The organism is Candidatus Nitrososphaera sp. 86-2 (assembly GCF_056726185.1).
Genome location: NZ_JBWZON010000001.1, coordinates 143,814 through 170,314, shown reverse-complemented (window position 1 = coordinate 170,314; position 26,501 = coordinate 143,814). Strand labels below are relative to the sequence as shown.

Below are 26,501 nucleotides of genomic sequence, written 5' to 3'. Positions count from 1 at the left end.
AAAAACGTTGTCAGCGCCCTTATAGCCGGCCAACCTTCATGCAGATGGGCCAAGTCACTTTCCTCTTGACACGTTCCTCTCCCCACGCCGCTTTTAGTTCAGGGTATATCATTTCCACCGGATCGGACTTGTTCTCCTCGATGTACTTTTGCGTGCCGGACCAGCTGTAAAGATAGCCAAGCAGGTTCTGCATGTTCCATTCAAGCTCTATCTTGAAATCAGGAGTTTTTATCTGCGGAAACGGGAAGGGTATGTCCTCGTACCCGTTTTCCACGTACCGGATCTCAGGGGGCCAGTACCGGTCGACAATGTCCTTGTAGTACGTTTGCGTTATCCTGTCTATTTCAGGGCTTATAGAGTGCAGCCCGTACGCCCACGCGGCGATTATTGCTCCCTTTCTTGCGACGCGTCTGACTTCTCTGTAAAAGTCGTCAAAGCGGAACCAGTGGAGCGCCACCGCTATCGTAATCAGGTCCACGCTTGCGTCCGCAAGGTCGGGCTTTTCTGCGGGAAACACTGCAAAGCGCACATTTGGGCCTGCTCGTGCGTTTTCAATTTGCTTTTTGCTTGCGTCGCTTGCAATAACGTTGTGGAAGTATCCTGCAAGCGCCGCTGCCGCCTGCCCGTTTCCAGTCGCGCAGTCCCACGCCAGCTCCCTGCGCTCTACGAGCCCTGCGAGGAACTCAGAGCTCCCTCGGATACGTTGGCCTTGAAGCAGCATACTCGCTGGACTGCTTTGAAAACAGGTCTTTAAAATCGGCCAAGACGGCTGTATTTGTCAGGACGGGTTAATTAACCACCGGACGCAGGTTTGAGCCGGGCCTTGTCAAAGATAAAGAACCTGTTGTACCACCACAGCCCCGCCGCCATGGCAAGGTAGGCAATGACGTAGAACGCGTTTATCAGAAACAGGTCGCCGGCAAAGTTTTGCACCTGCGCAATCCCAAGCAGCGTGTCGGCCACCCCGAGGGCTATCCAGCCGATAAAGATCCACGGAATAGAAGTCAGGTATCCCTTGCCCGAATTGAGGACGATGAGTATCGCCGGCATAAAGAGCGCGGTGTCAAGGAGCGGATAGGCGATGCTTATCGCAATGGCAAGCTCGGCGCCTTCGCCCTGCAGCTGCGAGACATCGGCAAGCTCTGTTATGTACAGCCCCACAAATACAGACATGCCAGCTATCACCGCCGCCACCTTGTACCTGCCGACGCCCCGGCCGTAGAACCGCGCCGTGCTAAACAGGTGGAACCCTATCGGGCCGTAGGCCGACAGCCACAGCGCGTCGGCGATGGACGGAAACGGCCTTTCTATTTGCAGCACAAGCTCGTAATATCCCCACACAGATTCTGCCGCAAGCCACAGCACGAGTCCTGCCGCAAGCGCAAGGTACGCCCGGCCGAAAATCCCGGTGACGTTCTGCCTTGCCACTACGATTATCGATATTGCAGCCGCGGCTCCCACCGTCAGTATCCTAGAAAGGTCGCTTGTGGCGATTATGGCGTCTGACTGCGACGTGGCAAGAACTATCAGGTTAATGGCTACAACTGCGCCGACCAGCGCGATTACGAGGTTCTTGCGGCCGCGCTTGATTTCCGTTATCTCTTTTCTTACCTCCAACTAGACTGCGCCTCCTGCTCCCGCGCCAAGCCACTTGCGTATCTTGTCAAGGCTCTTCTTTGACTTTTCAGGGTCCTTTGCGCCGTGGTTCTTTTCCAGGTCCGCCCAGGTCATGTCCATTATCATGTCAGCGTGGGGCCCCACTATTTCCCGGAGGTTAGAATAAAGCGACTCGACGTCGACAGAGCGGGGGTTTGAAAACACGCCCCGGCCGTCCATGTGCCACATTATAGTCTGATAGATTGAGGAGCCGAGCGACATGAGTTCCTTGTCAAAGGCGCGCCTCAACATGGTGTTGCGGTCGCTATCCATTGAAGAATGCAGGCTCGCTCACCACCTAGCACCAGTACCCTGTGCGCACACTACCTAACAGGAATATAGAAGCTTGTACAAATATATATCGTTATTTTGGCGAGAGATGAAGATATTCCGACAACAGGATGTATATGCCCCATGGTACGCATGGCAGGACACATAGCGGAAAAGTTACCCTCAGCAGCCAATAACAACAACCTTCTTTAGGTGCTTTTCATGCCAGATAATATAATACCAGCCTTGCATGAAATGAGCAATTTTGCCGAGAACATCCCGCTGTTGATCTGTTTTGCGGGCCCTGACGGCAGGATAACAGGCGCAAATGCCTATTTTGCACTGGCGACTGGATTTTCCAGAGACGGCCTGATAGGGATGCAGGTCTTTGACGTTATTGTTGCAAGGGCCGGGACGTTAAAGGACGCCATCGCCGCCTGCGGCAGGCAGGGCGTCAAGGAGGTGGACGTCTTGGTAAGGAGAAAAGACGGGACCGAGTTTCCTGGGATACTTGCGGCTTCGGCGTGGCAGCAGGAAGGCGACAGTGGCGTGGGCATGGTCATCGGCATGGCGGTGGCAGAGAGCTCTCAACTAGAACGCGCAAACAGGGAGATGGATGCGGCAAACAAGGAGCTCAGGAGGAAAGAGGGCCTCAAGGACGAATTCATTGCCATCGCGTCGCACGAGCTGCGCACGCCCATCCAGCCCATACTGGGGCTTGCACTGCTTGCAAAAAAGGGGCAGATAAGCCAGGAGGAGGCATGGGATTCCGTTCTGAGAGAGGCGCGCAGGCTGACGCAGCTTGCAAACGACATATTGGACGTCAGCAGGATAGAGAACGGCACCCTGAGGTACAAATTTGCAAGGGCCAACGTCTCCGAGATAATAGAGTACGTCGTAAACGCGCTAAGGACGAGCGAGCTTGGCAGAGATATTGACTTTTCAGTAAACATGGACGAAAGTGCGCGAACAATCCTTTGCGACCTGGACAGGCAGCGCATCACCCAGGTGCTCATGAACGTCATCGGCAACGCCGCCAAGTTTACCGGGAAGGGCAGGATCACAATCGAGACGAGGATCGACGCGAAAAACTCTCGGTACGACATCGTCGTGAGCGATACGGGAGGCGGCATACCGGAAACGGTGCTGCCCCACATGTTCAAGAAATTCATAACAAGGAGCGTCGGGGAGGGAGAGAAGCATGGAAGCGGCCTTGGCCTGTTCATAAGCAGGGCGATAATGACCGCCCACAACGGCGCGATATACCTGTACAACAATAATGAAAAAGGGGCGACGTTTGTCATCAGGCTGCCCTTCGAGCAGCCTCCTACTCTTCCGCAGCGGTCCTAGCCGGCTATTCCGCGGCCTTTCTGGAGGGTCCTCAGCCCTTCGTACAGGCCGAGCAGCTGCTCGTGCGTGGCGTTCATTTTGCGCAGCTCCCCGATGTTGACGTTGAGCTGCTCAAGGCCGTTCCAGATGCTGGTGTCCTCCACGAGCGACACAAGGTCGTCTATCTCAAACGGCTTTTGCATCATTTCCACGACCCTGCTCAGCGTCTTTACCGCGTCCTGCAGGGTTTCAAGGACATAAGCAGAGACGAATATTATCCTCTGCTTTGGAACCAGCGCCAGTATCTCGCGGGCAACTTCCATCCCGTCCTTTTTTGGCATCCTGTAGTCCAGTAGGACGACGTCGAAAGGAACGGTGCTGTAGCCACCGGTTTCCCCAAGGTGACGGTTGTATTCTTCAATGCATTCCACTCCGTTGTGGGTGACTATGACATCATGGCCCCGCTCTTCAAAGGAAATCTTGTAAACCTTGGCAATGTTTGGCTCGTCCTCGGCTACAAGGATCTTCAAGGATGCTTATAGAGCGATGCGTAGTTAATTAATGTATACTGTGTGGATTTGCAGACAAAAAGCAAGATCTGTGGCCAGTTAAAGTGCATCATATTGCAACGCAACATTAGCAATATTCGCTCATATTTGCTATTTCTTATATAATTATCCTATTAATGGGATATAAATTATAAAAAGGAAAATTTTCAGCAGCGACAGCGGTAGGGCCGCTGCATCATGCAATAAAATGAAATAATCTTCGTTAAAAAGCGACAAAGTTATATTTTTGAAAAAGTATATTGCGAATATTTAGCAGCAATATACCATCTTTATCAAGAAATCCTGATCAGAGCTTTTATTTTTGTCATTTAATATGAATAATTTGGAAAAATGCAAGAATATGGTAAAACGGCAAACAAAATGTCGGATGCCAAGAACGACATGCTTTGTCGGCCAAAACGCGCAAGGAAGCAGGGTGCAGCAAAGGGATACCTTGACTTTATGCAGATTTCCACATTGGAAGAAAAATCAAAAAAGTTGCTCGCGCTTTCAGGAAAAGATTTTGTACAGGGCCTTGACGATCTTTCAAGGTTTCTGGCTGAAATAGACCCGGCGCCGTCTGCATTATTCCAAGCAATAGACCAGAAGGGCCAGGACTTTGCCACGTACTATTTTGCGGCATATTCGGACACAGGGGATGTCAACGTCTCTTTCAGAATCTACAAGACCATCAGGTCGCTCGTGCGCTACATAGTCCTGATGGACAGGTATTACGAAATCGGTAACCGGAAATACAAGCGCACGGCAGAAGAACTGCTCATGTCTGTCAAGGCAGACAGCGAAGGGTATTTGAAATACGCCATACATTTCTCGTTTGCCCAGTGCTGGCCGTTCTGGGACTCGGAGAAGCTGATGAAGGAAAGGATGCTTGGCGGGAACGACTTTTCCTACAAGGAAATAAGATACCACAACATGTTCAAGTCGTCCGACGCCCCCACGATCTACGGCCGCGTCCTTGACAGCGAGCTTGAAAACTATAACCCGAACGTCTCCCTTGTCTTACACTACAACCAGGCGCTGCAGGACATACAGGACGACCTTGACGACCTCGAAGAGGACCTGTACGACAAGATGCCCAACATCTTTATCCTCGGCGCGACCGAATCCGTGCCGTTCTCGACGCTTGCCGCAAACCCAGATTCGATAAGGGATGCGGTGGCAGTGAGGAGCAAGAGCCTTGACAAGATCCTCGACCTAGTGAAAGAGTACGAGAATTCGGCCGAGGGCATTTCCCTTCCGGCCCAGTACGGGTTCTTGAAGCATCTTGCGCATGGCTACGCCGAAAAACTGTACGAATCGATCCGCGTTTGCAGGGAAAGGACTGCCCTTGTCAAGGTTGCCAATCCGACAATACATTAGCTACCTGGCAGGCAACGCCAGGAAATACAGGACCTTCAACAAGCAGCTTGTCGTAGGCGAGCTTGCAGGCATAGCGGCGGGCCTCCTTGTGGCAGAGCTGGCGATAGCCATCGCGCTTGACGAAGCCGGCGTTTCGATAGCCTCCTCTGCGGCCGATTATCTCGCCGCGCTGGCAGGGTTTCTGGCCATATTCTATTTCGACAGCCGCGGGCAGTTCATGCAGTTTGGAAGAGGCAAGAGGGTGCAGAAGGTCTGCGTCATGGCGCTGCGCCTGTGGCCCTCGGTGGCCGCGGCGGACATTGTCTTTATCTTTGTAAGGCCCTACGTCCAATACCTGCTCCTTGGCGCAGGCATCGAGGCAGGCGTGACTTCGATAATAGCACATTTTGCAGCGTTTGCGGCATTCAACGTGACGGCGATATTTTCAAGGAGCATCATGGACTTTTGGCAGTCGACGAAAAAACAACAGCAGCCTAGCTGATGAAATATTTCTCCACCAGCTTTTGCATCTTGTCCCGGCTCATTTCTCCCCGCATGACCTCTGGGTGCTTTTCGTTGAGGTGCTTCAATGCAAACCTCACCTCGTCGCCGCAGAGCTTGCATTTTGCCTTGCCAAACACGACTAGCCTTGCACTGGGCGGTAGATAAAAGCTAGCTAGCTGAAATGCAAATAGCCCCTGTTTTCAAGCAAGTGTTTTTTGCCTGCCGTGACCTTGCCTCCTCCTTTTTTCACGCTGCCGATGACATAAAAGTCGCAGCCCGCCTTTTCTGCGGCCGCTTTTGCCTTTGACAGCAGGGATTTTGGCACGGTTGCGACTATTTCGTACTCTTCTCCTCCGTGGAACACCAGCTCGTGCGCGTCAAGGTTGTTTGCGACAGCAAATTCCTGCACGCCTTCGGCGCTTGCCGCAGCAGGGTCGATTTCGATGTCGACGTTGCTCGGGGTGGCGATTTCATAGAGCGAGACAGCGAGGCCGTCGCTTGAATCAATCGACGACGAGAAATACCGCGCAAGCGCCGTTCCAAACGCCTGCCTCGGCTTGGGCTCCAGAGCCGAGTCTACTGCCGCCTTTCTGAATCCACCCTGCGCCCTTGCGCCTTTCAGCAGGACTGCAAGCCCGGAAGAAGGATAGCCGAACTTGCCCGAAACGACAACAGAGTCGCCGGGCCTCGCGCCGTCCCTTCTTGGAACCTTCTTGCCCGCTATCGAGCCTATCATGCTGCAGTCTATGACAAGATCCTTTGCGGCGTTCGTGTCTCCCCCCACGATTTTCACGCCAAACTCCCTTGATGCCATTTGAAATCCCGTTGCCAGCCCCTCGACGTACGCTCTGGTAATGTCTGCTGGAAGGCCAAGCGCTATCATCGCCGCCACCGGCCTTGCCCCCTTGGCTGCAAGGTCGCTTGCGCACGCCGCTATGCTCTTTCTTGCGACCTGCTGCGGGCTCATCTGCGGGGGCACGTCGGTGCTTGCGACCAGCATGTCGGCCTTGAAGACAAGGTTTCTGCTGCCGGCTCCGGTCACCGTCGCCACATCGTCGAGGTCGTCGGCTATGCCTAGCGCCTGCGAGAATACGCGGATTATTTCCTTCTCATCTAATCGCTTCATAGACGCGCTGGACCTTTTCGCTCATCTTTTTGTACAGCGACTGCGCCTTTTCTGCGCGCGACTCGACTGACACCCTTATTGCGTGCTCGGTGTTTGACGGGCGCACGAGCACCCACGAGTCCTCGTCGATTATCCCCTTGACGCCGTCGCCTGTTATCAGCTGCGAGCATTCCGCCTTTAGCGCGTCGGGCAGTTTTTCAATCACCCTTGCGTGCAATAAAGAATCCGCGGCTATCTTGGAGCGCACCTGTACAAACTGCGACGCAAACGACAGGCAGTCTGCCATCGCCTTTCTGTCAAGCGTCGCTATCGTTGCGGCAGCCAAGAGCCCGTCACGGCACATGTTGAACTTGGGCATGATGAATCCGGCGCTGCTTCCCTCTCCTCCGGCCTCGGCTCCCGTGTCAAGCATCTTGTTCACCACGTTTGCCTCGCCAACCTTGGAGTGCTCGACTGTGCCCCCGCGCTCTCGGACGTATTTGCTGATGGCGACGCTCGTGTCGATGCTTGTCACGAACTTTTTTGCCCCAAGCTCCACCGCGCGGGCGACGCACAGAAGCAGAGTTGCGTCCGGGTTCAGCTTCTCGCCCTTGTCGTTCACGACGACCAGCCTGTCACCGTCAAGGTCAAGGGCAAAGCCCAAGTCAAGCTTGTTTGCAGTCACGAGAAAGCGCAGGTCTGCTAGCTCGTCCGCGGTCGGGTCAGGGCCCCGCGAGGAGACTCCAGGGATCCCGTTTATGCTCTGGAACTTCATGCCGAGTTTCTTGAACAATTTTTCAGAATAGCCGCATGACGCCCCGCCTCCGGCGTCGATTCCGACCTGCGCGCTGCCGGTGCCGGCAAGCGCCGCGACGTCCTGCACATAGCTTGTATCTGCGGGATGCTCGCTTGCCGCGCCTGAAACTAGAACGTCTGACGCAAGCATCTGTTCAAGCTCTTTTTCAAACAGCCCGCGGCCTTCGATTATGAATTTCAGCCCGTTCCATTCAAGCGGGTTGTGCGACGCGGTGATTATGATGCCGGCGCCATATTTTCGCGCTTCTCTGAACGCGGCAGGAGTCGGCGCGACCCCCAGATTGTACACGTCGACGCCGGCTGCCATCAGGCTTGCCGAGACTGTTTGCGACAGTATGTGACCTGAGGGCCGGGTGTCCCTTGCCACCACGCACTTTTTTGATTTTACAAGGTTAGCAAAGCGCCCGGCAAACCGGGCGGCTTCGTGCAGGGTCAGGTCGCTTCCGTAGACTCCCCTTGCCCCGGAGATTGATACCTTCAATTCTAGTAGGAGTCATTGCCTGTAATATTTGACTCTTCGCGCCGAAATGAACTTGGGCAAGAAGGATTATAATGAGCATCTTATTACGTGGACTGTACGTTTTCACGCCCTAGTAGCTCAGCCTGGCAGAGCGAGGGTTTCGTAAACCCTAGGTCGTGGGTCCGAATCCCACCTAGGGCTTGATTCTTTTCCTGCATCTCACAGAACGGTTTACTCACTAGCTCTCTACCATTTTGAGCTGCCAAGACGGCAAATCCATAGCATTCATGTTGGGAGAGGCAGCCAAGGTTTAATCCGCGCTTCCTGTTGCTGCTTTGTCCTGGGAGTAGGGATAGACTGCCTGCGCCGGCTCGTCATAAACGGTTTGGAAGGGACCGTTCTATCCTCCAACGTCCTGCCGGCAAATGGCTGGAATATTATTCCAAAGTATTTGATTATGTGGAAGTGGACTAGACATTTTACACTACACCGGAATATACAGGGTCCGTAAAGGGTACGCAAGTGGTAGCAATCACGCTTGGTATACATCAAGAAAAAAGGAGGAGTAACAGCTTTTTGTCGCTGCAAAGGTCACTTTCCCGAAGGTGCCTCTACATTGAATCGAGCTGTTGCCGTTATACCGGATCCGTCCTTCGCGCTGATGGTATGGCCGCCCGGCGTTATGTCGCTTGGAAGCGCGACATTGACGCTAAATGCGCCTGTTTCATCCGTCATAGCAGTAGGAATCGCATTCTGGGTCGCATTGTCCAGCATAAAAGTCACCTGCTGGCTCTTGCCAAAATCAGATCCTGCAAGAGTTAGATTTCCACTCGGCTGAACTGACTGGGGCGTAATGATTAACGACGCATTGGTATTAGGTACAAGTGCAGTTTGATTTCCAGATAGAGATAGACCTCCTGCCGCGGTTCCATTGTTCGTGGCGTTGCCGCCCGATCCTTGCGCCAGCGCCTGCGATGGAGCGGTTGCTGCCCAAAGAGTGATTGCCATTCCTACAGTTAGGATAGATGCGGCCAATATCCTGTTTTTCCGTAGATTGCTTGACATCAAGAGATTATTGCATTGATGATTGAAATGAGTTGGGATACAGTGCAGCCAAATTGCGCTAAAAATGCATGATATCATCAATATTGCATTTTTCGTGATTATATTATGGCATGACCAGTACAAATAAGGCGATATCTTCCTAAAAAGAATGTTAGAATAGCCAGCTGTACTTTCTGTACAGTAGAAGCGACTAAGGAAGTGTCAGAGATATTGCAATGAATGCGTGGTCAGGGCGAAGCTCAAAAGTCCCGTTACCGTTCTTGCTACTTGCGCCAAAGCATAATCCACGCACCCATACAGACAACAACTCGTACACACACATACTAATCGGAGGAAAAGAGTGCATTCGTCTCTGTCATGGGCTTTGCGTCTTACCTCGTGGCAAATGGCTTTTGGTATTTTTTCGCTCTTTTCATTAAAATCTTATCTTCTAGTTTGACGCATCATATATGCTATGAGCGATTCCCCACGCGGTCACAAGTACAACTACCTTTGCGAGGAATGTGGAATAGCTTTCGCCTCACTTCAGGAATACCTTGAACATTACAGGCTTTACCATCCAAAATCAATAGGCACGGCAATAACCTAAGAAAGCGCTAAAGAACCTGTTGTACCAGCGCCGGATATTGGCTACACAGCATATACCCCAGAGAGATTGATGGAGGATAATTTTACCCTCTTTTTCATAATTGCGCCTTTATCCTTAATACTTTAGATGACGTAAGATATACTGTCCGTGTCAACAGCGTTTGATGATGGAAGGCTTGGCCTGGTATTGAAGGGCTATTACCTAGTCCCAAATGCCGCCCTTGAAACAATGATCGCCGTCTATACGCTTGAAGTGGCGCAAAATGTACTTGACGAGCACCCCAAGATAGTAGACGCGTGGCTTGAAAGAGTGCACAAAGAATACTTGGAAAAGATGAGGTCCTGTGAATTTGAGCAGGATCCGGTCGCCTGCTTTAACGTTTCACTGTACGAAGAGTTTGAAAAGAACTTCAAGAGCTGGCAGGACGGTGGAATAATAGCGATACACCTCCCGCGGAACATGACCATCAGCCTGAGCAAAAAGCCCCTGTTTTCTGTCCAGACGGACGAAAGCTTGGGTGGTGACCGGCACGTATGCGAGAAGTGTCTGGCAGTCTTTGCGAGTCTGGATGAACTTGAAAAGCACTATCAAGAAGAGCATCATCCTTCTAGTGCGTCCCCGGCCGAAAAAGCCAAAAAATACGCAATCAAGACAGAGTCAGACATTGACGGATACTATGCCCAGAACCCCATGTGGTGGTAGCGGAAAAAAAGAAAGGGAGTCTCTATTTCCAACCCACGAATTACCGTACTAGAATTCCACAAGCTCTCAACGAGAGTCAAGTTATGGCGCATGTACCTTAACGATAGTTGTAGAACCTGCAACCCCTGAAATGCTTCGACAATATACAGCTTGAAAATCTCTTTAATATTCTGCTTCTGGTACATTGTCATGAAGCCGTCGGTCACCTCAAGGCCGCTTGGAGTAACTGTCATCGCCATTCTGAACATCATCGGCGGCATCGTCATGCTCTTTGCCGGCGTGGGCCTTGCAGCCGCAGGCTCGCTGCTTCCCACTTTGTCAAACGTCAACCCGAACATGGCCGGCCAGATGGCCCTGACCGCGCTTGCCGGGGGCGTAGGTGTGATTGTCGGCGGAATCTTGATAGTTTTGGGGATCGTCTCGTTTGTCGTTGCGTGGGGCCTGCTCAGAGGAAGAGGCTGGGCATGGACCGTCACAGTCATCCTGTCAATCATTAGCGTGGTGATGGGCATCGTTTCCCTGGCAGGCGGAAACGTTGGAAGCATTGTCAATGTCGTGATATCCGGGGTAATCCTGTACTACCTGTACAGGCCGCACGTCAAGGCATACTTTGGCAAGGCCCCTTCTGCTTCAAGCATTGCATAAGAAATATGCGGCATTCAACCGCTTTTCTTCATGAGCTCTTCTAGCCTGCTCTCAAGAGTGGCAAGCTCTTCGTCTGAAAGGTTGAGCTTTTTGATTAGCTTGACGTTCACTCCAAAAGACCCAAGGCGCATGTAGAGCACATCGCGCGCCGCCGCAGCAGCAGTCAAGTCTCGCACACCGGGATTTTTTTGCAGAAATAATGACGCGCGTCCATGCAAAGACACGGGATGCGTCGCGCCGTTTTATGACTTGCCTAATTTTCATCAAGAGGCATCTTCTATGCGATACGGCATTTGACGATACATGATAGCTAAGCTTACATCATAGTTCTATAGGCATTATGATGTAATGGTGCTCGGGGCTATCGCAGATTCTGAAAAGCTAGCAGACGCAATCCTGAATGATTTGCAAGTGGTTTTCGGCAGCCGCATCTTTGATCTGCTGGCTGCAACAATAGTCAAGGATCATATGGGAGGCGAAATGACGGACGACATCCGCACGGTCGTAATCCAAAGGCCGGACCTTTTTGAACGCGCGTTCATCGAGATGCTGGGCGAGGCAGGAGAGAAAATTTTGATGAGCATGTGCAACAGGTTGTACGCAGAACTCCACCTTGACGGAGGCGTCGCCTATTCAAAGGCAGGAGACCTTGCCAGGTGCATGACAATAGCCCACAGGTAATTTTTTTACCTGAATCATCTCTCGGGTTGCGGCCCTAAATCCCGCCTGAGCAAGCACACATATGCATATATCTATTCCACATCACTTTTGATGTTGCGTTTTACAAACTTGAGCAATTCGCCGTTATCGTCCAGCTTGTAGTATTTCTTTAGGCGGATGATAGTGTCGTCGTCAATAATCCGGTAGTGCTTTTTTCTTTCATCCTGCTTTCCGGGGCTTTCTATCGCTGTCACATACAATTTACGATGTGGTTATAGAAATGATTTTCTGTCATTTTTCTAGTTTCTAAAATCACATGACGGCTATTTTTCTTTGCAGAGCAGGCAGGTCCTTCCGGAACCCAGATTCAGGGAGGCCATTTCGCCGCCGCAAGCGCTGCAAGCGCTGCCGGCGGCCATACTTTTTTTACGGCCTGCTCCCGGTACCACTGACGCAGTTTGCACTTAAATCCCCAAGTTTTGCCGGCTTGCGCTTCAGTACTAGATGCAGCTAATAGCGTATAGTCACGCGGCAAAGAGCTCCTTGGCACCCTGTACGACGTACTGCACTGCGATGGCTGCCACAAACACCGCAAAGACCCGCGTGACTATCAGAGAACCCCTCCTGCCAAGGACCCTGTATATCCTGTCCGAATACCGAAGCGCCGCATAGGTAGCGGCCATTGAAAGCATGATTGAAACCACGGTTGTCGCAAGGCCAGTCGTTTGAAGCGAGATTATGACGGCGGTTATCGCGCCGGGCCCAGCAAGCAGCGGAAAGGCAAGCGGCACCACCCCGGTGTCCCTCGCCGCGTCCGAGCCGACGAACCTCCACCCTCCGCCGGTCAAAAGCTCTATTGCCACAATGAACAGGAGCACGCCGCCGGCGACCATGAAGCTTGGAATAGAGATCCCAAATATCCCAAAGATCTGCGTGCCGGCGATGGCAAACACAAAGAGCAGGCCGGCGGCCGTGATTATGACCGTCCGGGAAACCTCTGCTCTGCCTGCCCGCTCCATCTGCCGGGTCAGCGACATGAATATTGGCACAATCCCTACGGGGTCTATCACCACAAGCAGCGTGATGGTGGACCTGACTAGGTCTGGAAAGAAATGCTCTGGAGAATAAATGAAATCTACCATTTTTAGTAAAAGCAGGATTCATTCGTCATTATACGATATTACCTTTCAGTGCGTGACAGGATATGATAAAAGAAGGAGGAAGAAATAGTAGAGTATCGTCAGCGCCCTTTTTGCTTCTTTGCGTTTCCCTTCCCGGATATCTTTAGGTAGCCGCTGCTGCCGTCCTTTTCGTACTCGATGCTGACAGACTCGGCCTTGACTATGGATAGGGGCGCCACGTTGTTTCTCCCAGTGACATATCCGATAAAGAACGCCGCGGCTGTGGGATAGCCGCCGTTGTAGACTTTGTCAAAGACATTGGCTTCGTGGAACAGCTTGACGTCTTTTCTTGAGAGCGGAATGCGCTTGACAACCATAGCAGGTGCAATATCGCAGAACCGACCTTTAAACACCACGACCATGCAAAGCCACGGCCCCGCCGGCGCCATGGATCTCTGGGTAATAGCCCGGCAGGGCCGCGCACATTATGTTGACTTGGCAGGCTTGCTGCCGCACCCCGGCCTAAAACCAGTCAGTGTACAATGCAAGCAAGTGCAATAGCCGCACGCGCACACGCGGCCACGATGCAAAAAAAGAAATGCGCCGTCTTAGGCGCTGTCCACTTCGTGCATCAGGTTTTTCATAATGATGTCAGAGCCATAGTCGCCAAGGACGTCGCGGATGGCCATGCGCACCCGAGACACCGGGTATTTCATGTCGCTTGAAAACCTAAAGCCGCTGCGTTCAAGGTAACGGAATATGACTTGCATCACTTCGTCACCCAGCACGTCGCGTGAGCGCGCAAGTCCGGCCCGCAATGATGATCCCCCGACCAACTCATCCTGTTCCATCAAATATAACACTGTTGATCCGTCACGCAATTATTTTACCGAGTCGCCCAATACGCCGATGGATGTTGGGAGATTATACCTAATTGCGCAGGAGGTTTAGCAAAATGTCCCAGAGGCCACCTCCGGAGATCATCTAGCGCGGACGGACCGGCGAGGAAAAGAGGAGGACAAAGAGAGAGGGCTGCAGGTAAGGGAACTTGGGAGAAATCCGCTTGAATGGATTTTATTGACCTGCAGCCCTCCGCTTGACTCGATATTACAGTTCACTTTTTCCGGATAATAGCATTATACCTGACTTGCGCGCGCCAAATGGTGTTTTGCGGCACGGCAATGCACGCAGGTTATCTGCATGGCAGTCATCTCAGGTCTTTTAGCTGCACGTACTTGAGGCCATAAATAAGGACGGCTGCGCCGGCGGCCGTGATTATCCAGCCGTAGATGAAGAACGGAAACGGCGCCGAGGCGCACAGTGAGGCATTGTTTTCGATGCAGCTTTCGTACGCGCCCTGTTCAAAAAGCGATTTTAGGATCAGAATCTTGGAAACAACCACCAGGATTATCCCGGCTATAACTAATGCCTTGTGCATCCGCCTCTGTCTTGACGCGCAGCCCTGTTAATGCTTTTTGCAAAAAAATGGGAAGGGAGTAGCAGCGGTGCTGCTACTTGAATCCCTTTTCGACTGTACCGTATATCGGATCGGAACCAAAGTGGTTGTCTGTCTTGGCAGGGTCTATGGTCAGTGTGAACACCGAGCCGTTCAGTATCTTGATGGTCACAGGTACATTCTCCACGGGCCCGTTCTTCAGGGTAACAGTGGCCGTGCCTTTGACGGTGAAGATGTTGTTTTCAAAGGTAACCTCGGACGCCTTTAGGTCAGTCACGTTGTGCTCATGTGCGGCCGTCCCGTCAGGTTTGACCATGTCAAACTTGGCTATGAAGAAGAGGTTCGTGTTGCCTGGAGTCAAAGTGCTACCTCCGCCACTCGTTGCAGACGTTGCGTTTCCAGATGGTGCAGTAGCATTTCCTGTCGGCGATGTTGTGTTGCCGGTTGCCGGTCCAGTAGCATTTCCAGTTAGTGCAGGACCTGGAGATGGAGGCGCACCTCCGCCGGGCATCGTTTGGTTTCCTCCTGGAGCCGGTGCCGGACCTGGAGATGGCGGCAGTTGGTAGACGTTGCTTCCTTCAAAAGCCGTTGTGGTAATATTTCCTCCCGTCATGTTTCCGCCTGGTGTAGTCGTATTGCCGGTTGGCGCAGTAACGTTGCCGGCTGGCGATGTTGCGTTTCCTGTCGGTGCAGTAGCATTGCCTGCTGGTGCGGGACTGCTGCCAGTTCCGTTGACATTAACCCTTAGCTGCCAGATTCCGCCCTGTATCCATGCAGGTTTGCCGTTTTCAAGCTGGACGCTTGAGATTCTGCCGGTTAACCTGTGAACTTGCGATAAATCTGTCTGGTTGCCGGTTGTACCAGCTGTCTGGTTGCCGGTTGTACCAGCTGTCTGGTTGCCGGTTGTACCAGCTGTCTGGTTGCCGGTTGTACCAGCTGTCTGGTTGCCGGTTGTACCAGCTGTCTGGTTCCCAGCAGCTGCGCCTGTTTGGTTGCCAATAGTCGGGCCGGTTTGGTTGCCGGCCGGTGGCGGGGTTGTTGTTTGGTTGCCGATCTGCGCATAGCTTTTCGCCACTGCAAATGAGGCGAAAATAAGCGCAGAAACAAGCACAGCAGCAGCCGCTGCGGAAAAAATCTTGGTCTTCTGGTTCATTGGGGAAGTACACGCGTTCATGATATTTACGCAAAATGGAGTTTGATTAGCGGAGTCTTATCTATCATGGCTGCGTCTAGTACTACAGTATGCATGACGACAAGAATGAAGGGCAGGATGCATACGAGAAGACCATGAAGACGGTGGCCGTCACCATACTGGTGATGGGAGTCTCCATAGCCATCGTAATAGTAATGTACCTGCAGTTCGGGCACATCGGGTCGAGCTTTTCGACCGGAGTGATGAGCAAACAGCAAGACCAGCTCAGGACGCAGTACGGACTTCCACCCTGCAAGCCTGTGCCGGCGAATTTGAAAGAAGTCCCGCCATCGCTTCGCAACGAGACCGACCTGTGCGGCTCCAAGTGACCGCCGCGAGATAGTTCTAATAGGGCGACGTACGCAAGCACTTCGTGACTGCCAAAGATAACCTAAAGCTTTTGGCTTTTATGGCAGGCGCGGCTCTGTTTTTCGCAGTGACCCTCCTCGCATCGTTCTTTGTGGTCATCGTCTTTATCGGCGGCTCTAACATGCCCCGCGACCAGGCGCCCAACTTTTTCATGGTAGGACTGGCGCCCCCTTCGGTGGCGACGTTCGTGCTGTTCACCAAGGGATTCGGCAGGTTCATGTAGTAGCAAGATTGTAAAGCAACCCATTCCAAAAGACAACAGAGAGAGAGAGATGTCGCAAAACAACAACATTGCAGAGCTTGTAGACAGCCTCCACGGCCTGATAGAGTCGAGGCAGGCGCCAGCAGACGTGGCCATAGCGGGGCTGGTGTCGACTGCTGGCGAGATCGCGCTTGGCATGGCAGTCGCGCGGCCCGAGCGCAAGGAAGAATATCTAAAGGCGTTCAACAGCGCAGTCGAGCAGGTAAGGAGGCAGCTCCGCAAGGAGCTGAAATCAAGAGGACTCTAGCTCAACAAAAAGAAAGAATCAGGAAGTGAGGTCTGCAAACGAGGGCTTGCCTTCTTCCTTTTCATCAGAGTCCTTTTTCTTGACGGACCTTATCGCTTCAGCGCACTCCGACCTGACATCGTCGTAGGCTGTCACGGCGAGCACCTCTTCAAGCGACGAAAGCGCCTTCTTGCCGCGAGCAGACAGCGCATTTATGGCGGCCTTTTTCTCCCCGGAGTTGCGAGCCCACTTGGCGGTCTCTTTTAGCTCCCACAGGCTCTCCGGCAACTGGCCCATATTGCAGCTGTAGCGTGAAACCCGTATTTACGCAACGCTGCATGTCTGCCCGGCAAGTAAAGGTTATAGCCACATTGCCTTGTCCCACCGCTGTGCAAGAGTACGTCGCCCTTGGCGTGTTTGCGGTGGTTTACATCCTCATCATCGGCCGGCGCAGGTTCGGAATCCCGATATGGACGGCGATGCTCATCGGCGCGGCTCTGATGGTCGGCCTGCAGGTGACGGGCATTTCCGACGCGTTCAAGGCGGTGAACCTTGAAGTCATTGCGTTTCTCTTTGGCATGTTCAGCATAGTATCGGCGCTAGAAAGGGCCGGCGTGCTTCGGATGATAGCAGTCAGGATGCTTGCACGCGCAAGGACGCCGGCGCAGCTCTTGATGATTTTCGTAGTCGGCATGGGCGCGCTCTCGGCGTTTCTGGTGAACGACACGATTGCGCTCCTTGGGATACCGCTTGCGGTGCACGTGGCAAGGCACGCGGGGATCAAGCCTACCATACTGCTGCTTGCGCTTGCGTTTGGGATAACCGTCGGAAGCGTCATGACGCCGATTGGCAACCCGCAGAACCTGCTCATAGCGATTGACAGCGGGATGCAGTTTCCGTTCGTCACGTTCCTGCTCTACCTGAGCGTGCCGACCGTTGCGAACCTGTTTGTCACGTACCTGATACTAAAGGCGTATTTCAGAAAGGAACTGCCAAAGGAGATAGGGCGCGCTCCGGAAAAGGTCGCAGAGGAGGAAGGGGACGGCGTCGGCTACAACCCTCGTCAGGCAAAGCTTGCAATCTATGTGACAATCGCCACGCTTGCCGGGTTCATCCTGTCAGAGTTCCTGCACGCGCTCAAGATTGCTGACTTTGGCCTGAGCATAGTGGCCATGCTCGGCGCGGCCGCGCTGTACGCGCTTTCAAGCGAGCGCACGCAGATCCTGAAAAAAGTAGACTATTCCGTGCTCGTGTTCTTTGCGGCAATGTTCGTAGTCACGTCGGCCATGTGGCAGTCAGGAGCAATATCGATAATCACGGGCTGGCTCCCGACCCCAAGCCCGGCCGACAAGGCTCAGAGCCTCGGCGTAATAACGGCGGCAAGTCTTTCTCTGAGCCAGATCCTCAGCAACGTTCCCTTTGTCGCGCTGTACAACTTTGTCATGGCGGGAAGCGGGTTTGGGGGCGGACATGTTGCGCAATGGCTGATGCTCGCCGCGGCAAGCACCATAGCCGGCAATCTCACGATACTTGGCGCGGCAAGCAACGTAATAGTCATCGAGGCGGCCGAATCAAGGGGAGTTCGCGCGTTCTCCTTTTTTGAGTTTGCCAAGCTAGGGAGCGTGATAACGGCTGCAAACATCGCCATATACTATGCGTTCATCATGCTGGTGCTCTAGCGGGGCACAAGCACTGCGCGCGCCTCCACTTCCGAGTGCTTTAGCCTCGCAAGCACATCGTTTGCCTCGGCAAGTTTGTGCGTCTCTATGATCACGTCAAGCGATCTGTCAGCGGCAAGTGCGACCAGGTCTGCCATGTCCTGTCGTGAGCCTATCACTGTCCCGCGGATGGTCTTTTCTTCAAACGCGGAAAAGTGAGGTATCTCGCCGACCACTCCAACCACTACGAGCCCGCCCTTTTTGACCGACTTTACCGCCGCGTCTATGGCCTTCTCTGACGGCGCAAACACGATTGCGCTGTCCAGTAGCCCCTCTTCCCTCTTCAGGTTCTTGACGAATTGATCGACAGATTCCTGGTACGCGATGGTGCTGTCTGCGCCCAGTTTTTTTGCAAGGTCAAGGTGCTTTTTTGCCCGGGAGATGCCGACCACCCTTGCGCCCTCCATCTTGGCCATCTGCACCGCAAGGTGCCCTACTCCGCCGACTCCAAAGATGCCCACGGACCTGCCCTTTGCCGGCTCGCTTGCCTTGACTGCCTTGTACGCAGTTATGCCGGGGCAGAACAGCGGAGCAGCGTGCGCAGAGTCGATGCTGTCGGGTATCGCAGTTACAAATTCCTCGTTTGCGACGATGTACTCGGCGTATCCGCCCTGCACGCTTTCGCCTGTTATCTCGGCGTCGTCGCACAGATGCTCTTTGCCGGAATGGCAGTAGTCACATTTCAAACATGAGCTATACAAAGGTTGTATGCCGACCCTGTCGCCTTCCCTGACTTTTTTTGAGCTGCCAGCCTTTTTAACGACGCCGACCACCTCGTGGCCCGGCACCACCGGCAGGACCGACGGCGAGCCCTCGTCCTTCCAGTCGCCCTCTATCATGTGCAGGTTGGACCGGCAGACGCCGCACGCCTCTATCTCCAAAAGCACGTCGCCCCTTTTTTTCGGCTGGGGGACCGGTATCGACCTCAGTTTCAGCGGCCTCGTTTCGATAGGCGCGCACCTGTCAAGGACCATCACCTTCATTGTTGTCTCTCCTGCCATCATGCCGCTTTACGCTCCGTTGCGGTTTATCTTCTTTATTCCGCTGCTGCAGCACAACAGGTAGGCAATAAGCGTGCCGGCGTTTTCCACCTTTTTGTCAGCTATCATGTTTTCCAGATTCTTGACGCTCACTGTTTCCACGGTTATGTCCTCGGTACTGTCGTGGTCGGTCTCGCCGCCTGCAAGACCGGACGCGGTAAAGACGTGCACTACCTGCCGCGACTTGCTGACTGACGGGTGGTAGTCGTAGACGTGTTTCACTGTTTTTGCCCGGTAGCCGGTCTCCTCTTGAAGCTCCCTCTTGGCAGTCGCAAGCGGGCTTTCGCCCTTTTCCACGTGGCCGGCGGGAAACTCTAGCAGCGTCTTGTCGAGCGGGTAACGATACTGCCTTATCATGACAAGCGTCTCTTTGTCAAGGAACGGGACAACCACTACGACGTCTGACGAGCGGTAATGGGTATAGGAAAGTGTCCTGCCCTTTGGCGTCTGGACGGTGTCCTGGAAGAGCTCCATGTAGACGGTCTTGCCGTCCCTTGCCTCAAACACCTTTTTCCGGCCAAGGCGCTTCCAACCTCTTTTTTTTACTGCCAACGCCCTAGCTGGCGCCGGACTGGATTATAAAACACGTGTTCTAATCCCAGAACGGCCTCTGTTTTGGCGCTCCTTAAATCCACCTTCTGCCAACTCTTCTCATATGGAAGGAGAAGGCGACATCGAGCGCAAGCTGCAGGGCAGGACCTTGCAGGTGTACCTGTACCTATTGAGAAAGGGCGAGCCGGGAGGCATAAGGGAAATACAGCGCGACCTGGGCCTGTCCAGCCCTAGCGTGGCCGACTACCAGGTGGAAAAGCTGGTCGGGATGGGCCTTGCCGCAAAGGACAGCCACGGCAGGGTGTACGTCATCCGCAAGGTGAGGGTCAGGGCACTTGAGTCGTACGTGAACTTTGGGAGGTTCTCGGTCCCGAGGCTTGCATTCTATGCCTCGGTATTTTCCGCCGTTTCCGTCCTGTATGTGATATTCAACCTGTCGTCGTGGAGCGTCTATGGATTGGCAGTGCCAGCCGCAGCGGCCGGTGTGCTGTGGCTGGAAGCGTGGAGGATGTGGAGGTTCAGCCTGCTTGAAAGGGCGGACAAGGCGACGTCTGACAGGAGAAACGCAAGGGGCGTCCTCCCGCTGGTTGCGCCCGGCGCAGTCGCGCTGGTGGTGTTTGTCGCAGGCAGCGCCTTTCTGTTCCAGTACGTGCAAGAGCCTCCTTCCGTACAGGTAAGCCAAAGCTACGTCGCCCCCGAGGCAAGCGCAGGCCATCATCAACAGCAGCAGACGATAGAAAAGTCGACAGAGATATCCAAAGAAAAGGTTGCCATGGCCGGCCAAAGCGCGCTTGCCACACCCGGTCTTGCCTCGTCCATACTGCCTCTTGCAGGGGCCGCAGTCGTCGGGTTTCTTGGCTACATGCTCCTAGTCAAGTACCGGTGCTTTGAAGGCCGCGTTCTAGAGCCAGAACAGGCGCCGACGGGCGCGTCCGGAACGCAGGATTATCCAGAGCGCCCTTGATAACTAGTGCATGGACAAGTCAAAAAACTACATGGCCCTGCTGGCCGCAGCAGGAATAGCCTTGGCACTTGGCAGGAACGGTTCAGCAGTCGCACGCGCAGTACGGCGTCAATGGCAACCCCACCGCGGGCGCCACTCCGAATCAGCTTGCCGAGTGCGCAAAGTACAACATTGACAGGATAGAGTGCAACGAGCAGACATTGCTTGCGGCAAGAAAGTGGGTAACTACTCATGAGAATCCGAATGGTTCTGGCACGCCGATGCTGTCGATAGGAGGCAACGAGACTCTGCTGTACGTCGGCGCGCTGGGCGCCATCTTTGGAGGAGTCGCGGCGGCTTTCTTTGCAAAGGGCAGAAAGACAGCGGCTTCCTGACTTCCTCTTCCCCTATTTTCTTTTTTTCTTGAAACACGGACGCAGAAAAAACACCGGCCGCGCTTTGCAAAAAAGGGATAACATTACCCTCACTGTTAAAATATCATTTTTGTCAATAGAGCAAGATGGTATTTGAAGGGATACCAACCGGCTATGAAATGCGTTTTTTGGTCGGCATCAGGATCTCTCTTGCGGCAGGCTTTGCCATTGGTGCAGAGAGGGAGTCAAGGAACAAGGCGGCAGGAATAAGCACGCATTGCCTTGTGATAGGGGGAGCGATGATTTTCACTTTTCTTTCGTCACTGGTAGACCCAAACTCGCAGTCAAGGATAGCGGCGCAGATAATCTCCGGCATTGGTTTTCTCGGCGCGGGGCTCATCCTAAAAAGCGAGCTTGACGGCAAGATAACAAACCTGACTACTGCGGCCGCCGTGTGGTTTGCGGCTTCAATCGGCATGGCAATCGGCTACGAATACTATTTTCTTGCGATAGTGGCGACAGCCTTTGCCGTCGGCGTGCCTAGGATACCGCATCTTTCAAGGATGATAAAAAGAGGCGAAGAGACCTAGAGGCTGCAGGTCAAGAGGAAATTCGGGTTGGCATACGTCCATTACCAGAACGGTGTCAAGTGGCAGGTGCAGGAGCTTGGGAGCAAAGAATCTTTGTTGGGCGTCCAGCACAAATCATAATAACCGACAGGCGCGCAGTGTGTATTTGTGCCGAGGAGGGGCAAGGAGGAAAAGGCCGAGAGGATGATTGAGGCGACGCTTGCCGTGCTTTCGAAAAAGGGTTATGAGAACACCACCATCAACGACGTCGCAGACGCCGCCAAGGTCAGCAGGGGCCTCTTGCACTACTACTTCAAGGACAAGGAGGACATGGTCTCAAAGGCGCTGGCATTTGGCTTTGAGCCGATGTGGGACTCTTCTGTCGGCAGCCTGTCAAGCGCCCGGACGCTGGAAGAGTTGGTGGACGGCATGATTGAAGTCCTAAAGAGAAACTTGCAGGAAAACCCCGACTTTACCGCCCTGCTCTTTGAGATGTGGGTCAGCGGCAGGAGGAGCGACAAGATAGCCAAGGTGTTCAGAGACGGCCTCGAAGAGGCGATAGGCAGGATGAAGACTCTTCTGGAGTTTGCATCGTCGGTAGGCGTCATCAAAGTGGATGTCGCAGAGGCTGAGGGCGTTGTCAGGATGCTCTTTGCCATCTATCAAGGGATGGCGATACAGCTTCTCCTTACCCCGGAGAAGGCAAAGGACAAGCGCATATGGGCGCCCATAAGAAGGGTACTTCTTGCAGCTTTCAAAAGCTAAAAAACATTTTATAATAATCAGGTCTGCGTGACAGACATCAAACATATGCGCGCCAGCGAGGTCAAGAACGCCAGTTTTGTCGGAAAAGAAGTGACGGTCAGGGGATGGGTACACCGCCTGCGCAAGCAAAAGGAAAACTCGTTCCTACTGCTTCGAGACGACAGGGGCGGAGTGATACAGTGCGTCCTTTCGACCGACAAGGTAGCAAACCTCACGATAGAGTCGTCGGTGGAGGTCACCGGCATCGTAAGCCAAGACCCCCGGGCGCCGGAGGGAGGCTACGAGATAAAGGGAAAAGGGCTGAAAATATTCAACGTTGCAGCCGAGTACCCGATAGGCGAGTACCAGAGCGATGAACTGCTCCTTGACAAGCGCCACCTTGCGCTCCGTATGCGCAAAATGATAGCAATGGCCAAGGTGCGCGCGTCCGTCCTCCATTACGGCCGGCAGTGGTTCGTGGAAAACGGCTGGATGGAGGTGACCGCTCCGACGATAGTAAAGGGCGCGGTGGAAGGGGGCTCGACTCTTTTCAAGCTGCGGTATTTTGACCAGGATGCATACCTCTCGCAGAGCGCGCAGCTGTACCTGGAGGCGATGATATTCTCGCTTGGCCCCGTGTGGAGTCTGACGCCGTCGTTCCGGGCTGAAAAGTCGAGGACCGTCCGGCATCTGGCGGAATTTTCGCACCTGGAGGCAGAGGCGCCCTGGGTCGTGCTTGAGGACATCTTGAAGGTTGAGGAGCAGATGGTCTCGTACGTGATACAGAACACGATCAAAGAGCGCGCAGAAGAGCTGGAATTATTAAATCGCGACGTTTCCGGCCTCAAAAAAGTCGAGCCTCCGTTTGAGCGCGTGCCGTACGGAAGGGCGATAGAGATTTTGCGTTCACGAGGGTTCCAAGTCACGGAAGACGACGGGACAAAGCGCGACATCCAGTTCGGCGACGACCTGTCGATAGATTCCGAGCGCGAGCTGACCAAGGACTCTGACAAACCGATATTCGTAGTCGGCTATCCCATTGCGGTCAAGCCGTTTTATGTCAAGGAAGACCCGGACTACCCGGGAGTCGGGCTGACTGCCGACATGCTTGCTCCCCGGGGCTTTGGCGAGATAACGAGCGGAGGCCAGAGGGAGGACAGCATCGACTCTATCACGAACAGGATGAAAAAAGAGGGATTAAAGCCAGAGGCGTACGAGTGGTATCTCGACCTGCGCCGCTACGGGTCTGTGCCGCACGGCGGCTTTGGCCTTGGCATCGAGCGCCTCGTGAGATGGATAACTAACGCGGAGGACATCAAAGACACGGTGCTTTTCCCGAGGACGATGTCGCGAGTAGAGCCGTGATGATGATCAAGCCTTAAGTATCTGGCAGCAGCCAGCACACACGTATATACCACATTGAAAGCGCAACCGCTTGAACGCCAGCACAAGGCCCTGCTCATAATAGCGAGCGTCATCATCAAGACGTTCCTCATGGTGCTGGTGGCCACGCAGGTGATGTGCGGGAGCACGGACCCAAGGGCGCTCTTTTCGTGCGGCGCAAACGCGGCCTACGTCGGCGGGAGCGCCGCGGCAGTTGCGATAATGGGCTTTGTCTTTGGCCACTATATCGTCAAGCTAAAGTCGTTCAACAAGATATTTGCCAACATGATGGGCGCCGACTTTATCGTGACTGCGATGTATTTTGGAGTCGCGTTCACAGCGCCCGAGCTTGTCGCCACAAAGACCATGATCTGGCTCTTTGGGACGTGGATACTTGGGATGCTGCTTGCGCCTTTCAACAGCGAAAAGACGCTCTTGAAAAAGCTGTCGCAGTACGGCGGCATTGCCGCGCTTGGCGCGCTGTTCTCGCTCCACTTTATCCCTGGCTTTGCAGAGATGGGCCAGTCCTACACGGCAGGCATGATGGTGTCAAGCATCCTGTCGGTTTTTGGCGGCGGAAGGCAGAGATAAATATAAAGAGAAAGAGCCTAGGCGTCCGCCTTTTGCTGTTTGCGGACCGTTCTCTTTTTTGTGGTAGTCGATTTCTTTGCTTTGGCCCTTATCTTCTTGGCAGTCGAAGCAGTCTCGGCAAGCTTGTCCTGCGGCGGCGCTTCTTCTGCGGCTGCGGGTGTCGGTGCCTCTACAACCGGCGCAGGCTTTGCCAGGTGGATTTCAATGTACGAGACTCTCTTTGGCATCCCTTCTATGACTATCTCCTCTGTGCCTATCGCGATAGAGCGCGTTTCTAGCCCTGCGACATCCTTTTTGACCATCTCGGCAACGTTTACCGCAGTCACGATGCTCATGCTCCCCTTTGCCCTCACGACCAGCTCGCCAAACGTGCCTATCCTGAAAAGCGCGGGCGCGATGTAGTCGAGCGCGTTCTTTCTGCCTACGAGGAGAAAGTGTGGAGGTATGTCTGTGGTTCTTCTTGTCTGCGTTGGTGTTGGCGTTGTTGTCGTTGTCGCTGTTGACTCTTGGACTATTGAGGTCATCATATGATGCCCATGAGGTCTCTGTATGCGGTTTAGAGCCCCAGTGTCAAGAGATGTTGCCCCTTTTGTCTATTTTAGAGCCCGGCGAAGCATTAAATTGAATCTGCGAGAACAAGGCTTGTTTGCCACAAGAAAGAGAGCCGTTCGTACAAGCCGCAAAAAAGAGGCGGCTGCTGTTCGACGGGGCAATGGGAACAGAGATACAAAAGCTCAATCCGGCGCCCGAGGACTTTCCCGACGGCAAGGACGGCTTTAACGACGGCCTCATCCTTACGAGGCCAGAATGGATAAAAAAGATCCACCGCAGCTACCTTGAGGCAGGCGCCGACTGCATCGAGACAAACACCTTTGGTTCCAACAGGTTCAAGCTGGAGGAGTACGGCTATGGCGGCCAGACAGTCGAGTTCAACAAAAAGGCGGCGCAGCTTGCGCGAGAGGTCGCCGACGAGTTTGAAAATAGATACGTAATAGGCTCGATGGGGCCGACTGGGTTTCTGCCAAGCTCAAGCGACCCGGACCTCGGGCAAAAGCCCCTTGACGAGATAAGGGAGGCGTTTGCGCTGCAGGCAGAAGGGCTCATCCTGGGAGGCGCAGACGCGCTGTTGATAGAAACAAGCCAGGACATACTTGAAGTAAAGCTTGCAATCGAGGCGTCCCATCAGGCTATGGAAAAGGCAGGCAGAAAAGTCCCGATAATCGCAAACGTGACTCTCGACCAGTACGGCAAGATGCTCCTTGGGACAAGCGTGCAGGCCGCGTACACGACGGTGAGCGACATGGGTATCGACTTTTTTGGCCTCAACTGCTCGACGGGGCCGGCCGAGATGGAGCCAAGCATCAAGTGGCTGGCAGAGCAGGACCTGCCCATACTGGTCATGCCAAACGCAGGGATGCCTCACAACGAGGGCGGAAAGGCGGTCTACAAGATGGGGCCCGACGAGATTGCGCACAGGATGGCAGACTTTGTCAAAAGCTACAAGAACGTGCGCCTGATAGGAGGGTGCTGCGGCACAAACCCGGAGCACATTACAGAGCTTCGGCGCGTCCTTGAGACGACGCCATCATCAAAATAGATAGAGAGGCGCAAAAAGCATATTCATAGACAGAGTTCCTGTTGAGATTTTATCTTATTCCAAATCTAGCGCAATGTAGAGGGTGCTCTCGGTAGCCCGCATATCCGGTTTTTTAATTGTAAAGCTAGAAGCGGCTCGCCCGAGAATCTGCGCCATAAGATAAGACCAATTCTGCCCCATGTTATGCAGGATTACATAGACAAAGTGACGGTGATTATTGTTGCTCTTGCTCACTTCATGCTGGTACTCAAAACCCGTGGCCCTCATCCACCGGTCTACAAGTTCTAGAAAAGATTCTGGTGAAAATTTTTTGCCAGTTATCATCAGAGTTGGATCCGATACATCTTGCACGTACCTATTTGCAATTTCATCGATCTGCTCCCGGGTCAGAGAATCCACCATCCCTCGGATTAGCGGCTTGCGCAAAGGAACGTATCCGGCTTGCGGAGCAAGTGCGTGCCATTCAATATGAGACTTGACGATCTGGTTGAGCAGCGTGTTGAGGTTTATCCGCTTTTGCTCGGCCTCACGCTTGAGCTGCTCAAGCACCATCTTTTCAAAGCGGAACGTGACGGATTCCGTGATTGGTGTCATGGCCCCAACTCATGTACTATATGACGCGCATCCAATGTCTATTACGATTGTGACCAGCTGAT

Annotated in this window: 37 protein-coding genes and 1 tRNA gene; 18 read left to right on the top strand and 20 right to left on the bottom strand. The window is 53.6% G+C overall.

What is annotated here, in order from left to right:
- Window positions 1-19: 19 nt before the first annotated feature.
- From ACYOR7_RS01100 to ACYOR7_RS01090, 3 genes are all read right to left on the bottom strand, one after another.
- Entirely contained in the window at window positions 20-721 is a 702-nt protein-coding gene (locus ACYOR7_RS01100; protein ID WP_479912878.1) for a class I SAM-dependent methyltransferase, read from the bottom strand.
- A gap of 71 nt (window positions 722-792) precedes the next feature.
- Complete coding sequence (locus tag ACYOR7_RS01095; RefSeq protein WP_479912877.1) at window positions 793-1,617, bottom strand: hypothetical protein; 825 nt, start codon at window positions 1,615-1,617, stop codon at window positions 793-795.
- Window positions 1,618-1,929 (bottom strand): hypothetical protein, encoded by a 312-nt coding sequence (locus ACYOR7_RS01090; protein WP_479912876.1) that lies wholly within the window; start codon window positions 1,927-1,929, stop codon window positions 1,618-1,620.
- 252 nt (window positions 1,930-2,181) lie between these two features.
- On the opposite strand from ACYOR7_RS01090, the gene ACYOR7_RS01085 reads away from it, so the two are divergent.
- On the top strand, window positions 2,182-3,276 hold the full coding sequence (locus ACYOR7_RS01085) for a PAS domain-containing sensor histidine kinase (protein WP_479912875.1): 1,095 nt from the start codon (window positions 2,182-2,184) through the stop codon (window positions 3,274-3,276).
- Here ACYOR7_RS01085 and ACYOR7_RS01080 read toward each other — a convergent pair.
- Window positions 3,273-3,785, bottom strand: coding sequence for a response regulator (locus tag ACYOR7_RS01080; RefSeq protein WP_479912874.1), 513 nt, complete (start codon window positions 3,783-3,785; stop codon window positions 3,273-3,275). The genes ACYOR7_RS01085 and ACYOR7_RS01080 overlap by 4 nt on opposite strands.
- 399 nt (window positions 3,786-4,184) lie before the next feature.
- Here ACYOR7_RS01080 and ACYOR7_RS01075 point away from each other — a divergent pair, with 399 nt between their 5' ends.
- Complete coding sequence (locus ACYOR7_RS01075) at window positions 4,185-5,183, top strand: hypothetical protein (RefSeq protein ID WP_479912873.1); 999 nt, start codon at window positions 4,185-4,187, stop codon at window positions 5,181-5,183.
- Window positions 5,152-5,664 (top strand): hypothetical protein, encoded by a 513-nt coding sequence (locus ACYOR7_RS01070; protein WP_479912872.1) that lies wholly within the window; start codon window positions 5,152-5,154, stop codon window positions 5,662-5,664. Before ACYOR7_RS01075 ends, ACYOR7_RS01070 begins: the two co-directional genes overlap by 32 nt.
- On the opposite strand, the gene ACYOR7_RS01065 is transcribed toward ACYOR7_RS01070, so the two are convergent.
- The 3 genes from ACYOR7_RS01065 to ACYOR7_RS01055 are packed head-to-tail and all read right to left on the bottom strand — an operon-like array spanning window position 5,657 to window position 8,068.
- Window positions 5,657-5,803, bottom strand: coding sequence for a hypothetical protein (locus tag ACYOR7_RS01065; RefSeq protein WP_479912871.1), 147 nt, complete (start codon window positions 5,801-5,803; stop codon window positions 5,657-5,659). The two genes, ACYOR7_RS01070 and ACYOR7_RS01065, sit on opposite strands and share 8 nt — an antisense overlap.
- A gap of 35 nt (window positions 5,804-5,838) precedes the next feature.
- Entirely contained in the window at window positions 5,839-6,792 is a 954-nt protein-coding gene (gene thiL, locus ACYOR7_RS01060) for a thiamine-phosphate kinase (protein ID WP_479912870.1), read from the bottom strand.
- The gene (locus tag ACYOR7_RS01055) at window positions 6,776-8,068 is read right to left on the bottom strand and encodes a phosphohexomutase domain-containing protein (RefSeq protein WP_479912869.1); all 1,293 of its coding nucleotides are present in this window, start codon (window positions 8,066-8,068) and stop codon (window positions 6,776-6,778) included. Before ACYOR7_RS01055 ends, thiL begins: the two co-directional genes overlap by 17 nt.
- Before the next feature lie 106 nt (window positions 8,069-8,174).
- Between ACYOR7_RS01055 and ACYOR7_RS01050 the strand changes: the two genes are divergently transcribed.
- Window positions 8,175-8,248, top strand: a tRNA-Thr gene (locus tag ACYOR7_RS01050).
- Window positions 8,249-8,638: 390 nt separating this feature from the next.
- On the opposite strand, the gene ACYOR7_RS01045 is transcribed toward ACYOR7_RS01050, so the two are convergent.
- Window positions 8,639-9,112, bottom strand: a complete 474-nt coding sequence (locus tag ACYOR7_RS01045; protein WP_479912868.1) for a hypothetical protein — start codon at window positions 9,110-9,112, stop codon at window positions 8,639-8,641.
- Window positions 9,113-9,848: 736 nt separating this feature from the next.
- Here ACYOR7_RS01045 and ACYOR7_RS01040 point away from each other — a divergent pair.
- Together ACYOR7_RS01040 and ACYOR7_RS01035 are read left to right on the top strand one after the other, a co-directional pair.
- Window positions 9,849-10,403, top strand: a complete 555-nt coding sequence (locus ACYOR7_RS01040) for a hypothetical protein (RefSeq protein ID WP_479912867.1) — start codon at window positions 9,849-9,851, stop codon at window positions 10,401-10,403.
- Window positions 10,404-10,592: 189 nt separating this feature from the next.
- On the top strand, window positions 10,593-11,048 hold the full coding sequence (locus ACYOR7_RS01035) for a hypothetical protein (RefSeq protein ID WP_479912866.1): 456 nt from the start codon (window positions 10,593-10,595) through the stop codon (window positions 11,046-11,048).
- 14 nt (window positions 11,049-11,062) lie between these two features.
- On the opposite strand, the gene ACYOR7_RS01030 is transcribed toward ACYOR7_RS01035, so the two are convergent.
- On the bottom strand, window positions 11,063-11,215 hold the full coding sequence (locus ACYOR7_RS01030; protein ID WP_294808401.1) for a hypothetical protein: 153 nt from the start codon (window positions 11,213-11,215) through the stop codon (window positions 11,063-11,065).
- 181 nt (window positions 11,216-11,396) lie between these two features.
- Between ACYOR7_RS01030 and ACYOR7_RS01025 the strand changes: the two genes are divergently transcribed.
- The gene (locus ACYOR7_RS01025) at window positions 11,397-11,729 is read left to right on the top strand and encodes a hypothetical protein (RefSeq protein ID WP_294808399.1); all 333 of its coding nucleotides are present in this window, start codon (window positions 11,397-11,399) and stop codon (window positions 11,727-11,729) included.
- Window positions 11,730-11,800: 71 nt separating this feature from the next.
- Here the strand turns inward: ACYOR7_RS01025 and ACYOR7_RS01020 are convergent, their stop codons facing one another.
- The 6 genes from ACYOR7_RS01020 to ACYOR7_RS00995 form a co-directional block, all read right to left on the bottom strand.
- On the bottom strand, window positions 11,801-11,962 hold the full coding sequence (locus ACYOR7_RS01020) for a hypothetical protein (protein ID WP_294808397.1): 162 nt from the start codon (window positions 11,960-11,962) through the stop codon (window positions 11,801-11,803).
- 270 nt (window positions 11,963-12,232) lie between these two features.
- Window positions 12,233-12,850 carry a MarC family protein gene (locus tag ACYOR7_RS01015; protein WP_294808395.1) on the bottom strand — a complete coding sequence of 206 codons (618 nt, stop codon included), beginning with the start codon at window positions 12,848-12,850 and terminating at the stop codon, window positions 12,233-12,235.
- A gap of 98 nt (window positions 12,851-12,948) precedes the next feature.
- Complete coding sequence (locus ACYOR7_RS01010) at window positions 12,949-13,206, bottom strand: hypothetical protein (protein ID WP_294808392.1); 258 nt, start codon at window positions 13,204-13,206, stop codon at window positions 12,949-12,951.
- A 231-nt stretch (window positions 13,207-13,437) separates the two neighbouring features.
- The gene (locus ACYOR7_RS01005; protein ID WP_294808390.1) at window positions 13,438-13,680 is read right to left on the bottom strand and encodes a hypothetical protein; all 243 of its coding nucleotides are present in this window, start codon (window positions 13,678-13,680) and stop codon (window positions 13,438-13,440) included.
- Between the two features lie 356 nt (window positions 13,681-14,036).
- A complete protein-coding gene (locus ACYOR7_RS01000) occupies window positions 14,037-14,267 on the bottom strand; it encodes a hypothetical protein (RefSeq protein ID WP_294808387.1) in 231 nt (76 codons plus the stop codon).
- A gap of 73 nt (window positions 14,268-14,340) precedes the next feature.
- On the bottom strand, window positions 14,341-15,438 hold the full coding sequence (locus tag ACYOR7_RS00995; protein ID WP_479912865.1) for a hypothetical protein: 1,098 nt from the start codon (window positions 15,436-15,438) through the stop codon (window positions 14,341-14,343).
- 89 nt (window positions 15,439-15,527) lie between these two features.
- Here ACYOR7_RS00995 and ACYOR7_RS00990 point away from each other — a divergent pair, with 89 nt between their 5' ends.
- The 3 genes from ACYOR7_RS00990 to ACYOR7_RS00980 are packed head-to-tail and all read left to right on the top strand — an operon-like array spanning window position 15,528 to window position 16,355.
- On the top strand, window positions 15,528-15,806 hold the full coding sequence (locus tag ACYOR7_RS00990; protein ID WP_294805539.1) for a hypothetical protein: 279 nt from the start codon (window positions 15,528-15,530) through the stop codon (window positions 15,804-15,806).
- 44 nt (window positions 15,807-15,850) lie between these two features.
- Complete coding sequence (locus tag ACYOR7_RS00985) at window positions 15,851-16,069, top strand: hypothetical protein (RefSeq protein ID WP_479912864.1); 219 nt, start codon at window positions 15,851-15,853, stop codon at window positions 16,067-16,069.
- Window positions 16,070-16,118: 49 nt separating this feature from the next.
- Window positions 16,119-16,355 (top strand): hypothetical protein, encoded by a 237-nt coding sequence (locus ACYOR7_RS00980; RefSeq protein ID WP_479912863.1) that lies wholly within the window; start codon window positions 16,119-16,121, stop codon window positions 16,353-16,355.
- 18 nt (window positions 16,356-16,373) lie between these two features.
- Here the strand turns inward: ACYOR7_RS00980 and ACYOR7_RS00975 are convergent, their stop codons facing one another.
- Entirely contained in the window at window positions 16,374-16,631 is a 258-nt protein-coding gene (locus ACYOR7_RS00975; RefSeq protein ID WP_479912862.1) for a hypothetical protein, read from the bottom strand.
- A gap of 92 nt (window positions 16,632-16,723) precedes the next feature.
- Between ACYOR7_RS00975 and ACYOR7_RS00970 the strand changes: the two genes are divergently transcribed.
- Window positions 16,724-18,013: an ArsB/NhaD family transporter gene (locus ACYOR7_RS00970; RefSeq protein ID WP_294805535.1), complete on the top strand. Its 1,290-nt coding sequence runs from the start codon at window positions 16,724-16,726 to the stop codon at window positions 18,011-18,013.
- Here the strand turns inward: ACYOR7_RS00970 and ACYOR7_RS00965 are convergent.
- Window positions 18,010-19,056: an alcohol dehydrogenase catalytic domain-containing protein gene (locus tag ACYOR7_RS00965; RefSeq protein WP_294805534.1), complete on the bottom strand. Its 1,047-nt coding sequence runs from the start codon at window positions 19,054-19,056 to the stop codon at window positions 18,010-18,012. The two genes, ACYOR7_RS00970 and ACYOR7_RS00965, sit on opposite strands and share 4 nt — an antisense overlap.
- Before the next feature lie 6 nt (window positions 19,057-19,062).
- Window positions 19,063-19,644 (bottom strand): NUDIX hydrolase, encoded by a 582-nt coding sequence (locus ACYOR7_RS00960; protein ID WP_294805533.1) that lies wholly within the window; start codon window positions 19,642-19,644, stop codon window positions 19,063-19,065.
- A 103-nt stretch (window positions 19,645-19,747) separates the two neighbouring features.
- Here ACYOR7_RS00960 and ACYOR7_RS00955 point away from each other — a divergent pair, with 103 nt between their 5' ends.
- The 6 genes from ACYOR7_RS00955 (at window position 19,748) to ACYOR7_RS00930 (ending at window position 24,248) form a co-directional block, all read left to right on the top strand.
- Window positions 19,748-20,608 (top strand): hypothetical protein, encoded by an 861-nt coding sequence (locus tag ACYOR7_RS00955; protein WP_479912861.1) that lies wholly within the window; start codon window positions 19,748-19,750, stop codon window positions 20,606-20,608.
- A gap of 68 nt (window positions 20,609-20,676) precedes the next feature.
- Entirely contained in the window at window positions 20,677-20,982 is a 306-nt protein-coding gene (locus tag ACYOR7_RS00950; protein ID WP_479912860.1) for a hypothetical protein, read from the top strand.
- A gap of 125 nt (window positions 20,983-21,107) precedes the next feature.
- Window positions 21,108-21,551, top strand: a complete 444-nt coding sequence (locus tag ACYOR7_RS00945) for an MgtC/SapB family protein (RefSeq protein ID WP_479912859.1) — start codon at window positions 21,108-21,110, stop codon at window positions 21,549-21,551.
- A 147-nt stretch (window positions 21,552-21,698) separates the two neighbouring features.
- The gene (locus ACYOR7_RS00940) at window positions 21,699-22,295 is read left to right on the top strand and encodes a TetR/AcrR family transcriptional regulator (protein WP_294805529.1); all 597 of its coding nucleotides are present in this window, start codon (window positions 21,699-21,701) and stop codon (window positions 22,293-22,295) included.
- A 45-nt stretch (window positions 22,296-22,340) separates the two neighbouring features.
- Complete coding sequence (gene asnS, locus ACYOR7_RS00935) at window positions 22,341-23,639, top strand: asparagine--tRNA ligase (RefSeq protein WP_479914437.1); 1,299 nt, start codon at window positions 22,341-22,343, stop codon at window positions 23,637-23,639.
- Between the two features lie 54 nt (window positions 23,640-23,693).
- Window positions 23,694-24,248 (top strand): hypothetical protein, encoded by a 555-nt coding sequence (locus ACYOR7_RS00930; RefSeq protein WP_294805527.1) that lies wholly within the window; start codon window positions 23,694-23,696, stop codon window positions 24,246-24,248.
- A 17-nt stretch (window positions 24,249-24,265) separates the two neighbouring features.
- On the opposite strand, the gene ACYOR7_RS00925 is transcribed toward ACYOR7_RS00930, so the two are convergent.
- Complete coding sequence (locus ACYOR7_RS00925; RefSeq protein WP_294805526.1) at window positions 24,266-24,775, bottom strand: hypothetical protein; 510 nt, start codon at window positions 24,773-24,775, stop codon at window positions 24,266-24,268.
- A 119-nt stretch (window positions 24,776-24,894) separates the two neighbouring features.
- On the opposite strand from ACYOR7_RS00925, the gene ACYOR7_RS00920 reads away from it, so the two are divergent.
- Window positions 24,895-25,845: a homocysteine S-methyltransferase family protein gene (locus tag ACYOR7_RS00920; protein ID WP_479912858.1), complete on the top strand. Its 951-nt coding sequence runs from the start codon at window positions 24,895-24,897 to the stop codon at window positions 25,843-25,845.
- Between the two features lie 54 nt (window positions 25,846-25,899).
- Here the strand turns inward: ACYOR7_RS00920 and ACYOR7_RS00915 are convergent, their stop codons facing one another.
- A complete protein-coding gene (locus tag ACYOR7_RS00915) occupies window positions 25,900-26,439 on the bottom strand; it encodes a hypothetical protein (protein WP_294805524.1) in 540 nt (179 codons plus the stop codon).
- Window positions 26,440-26,501: the final 62 nt, after the last annotated feature.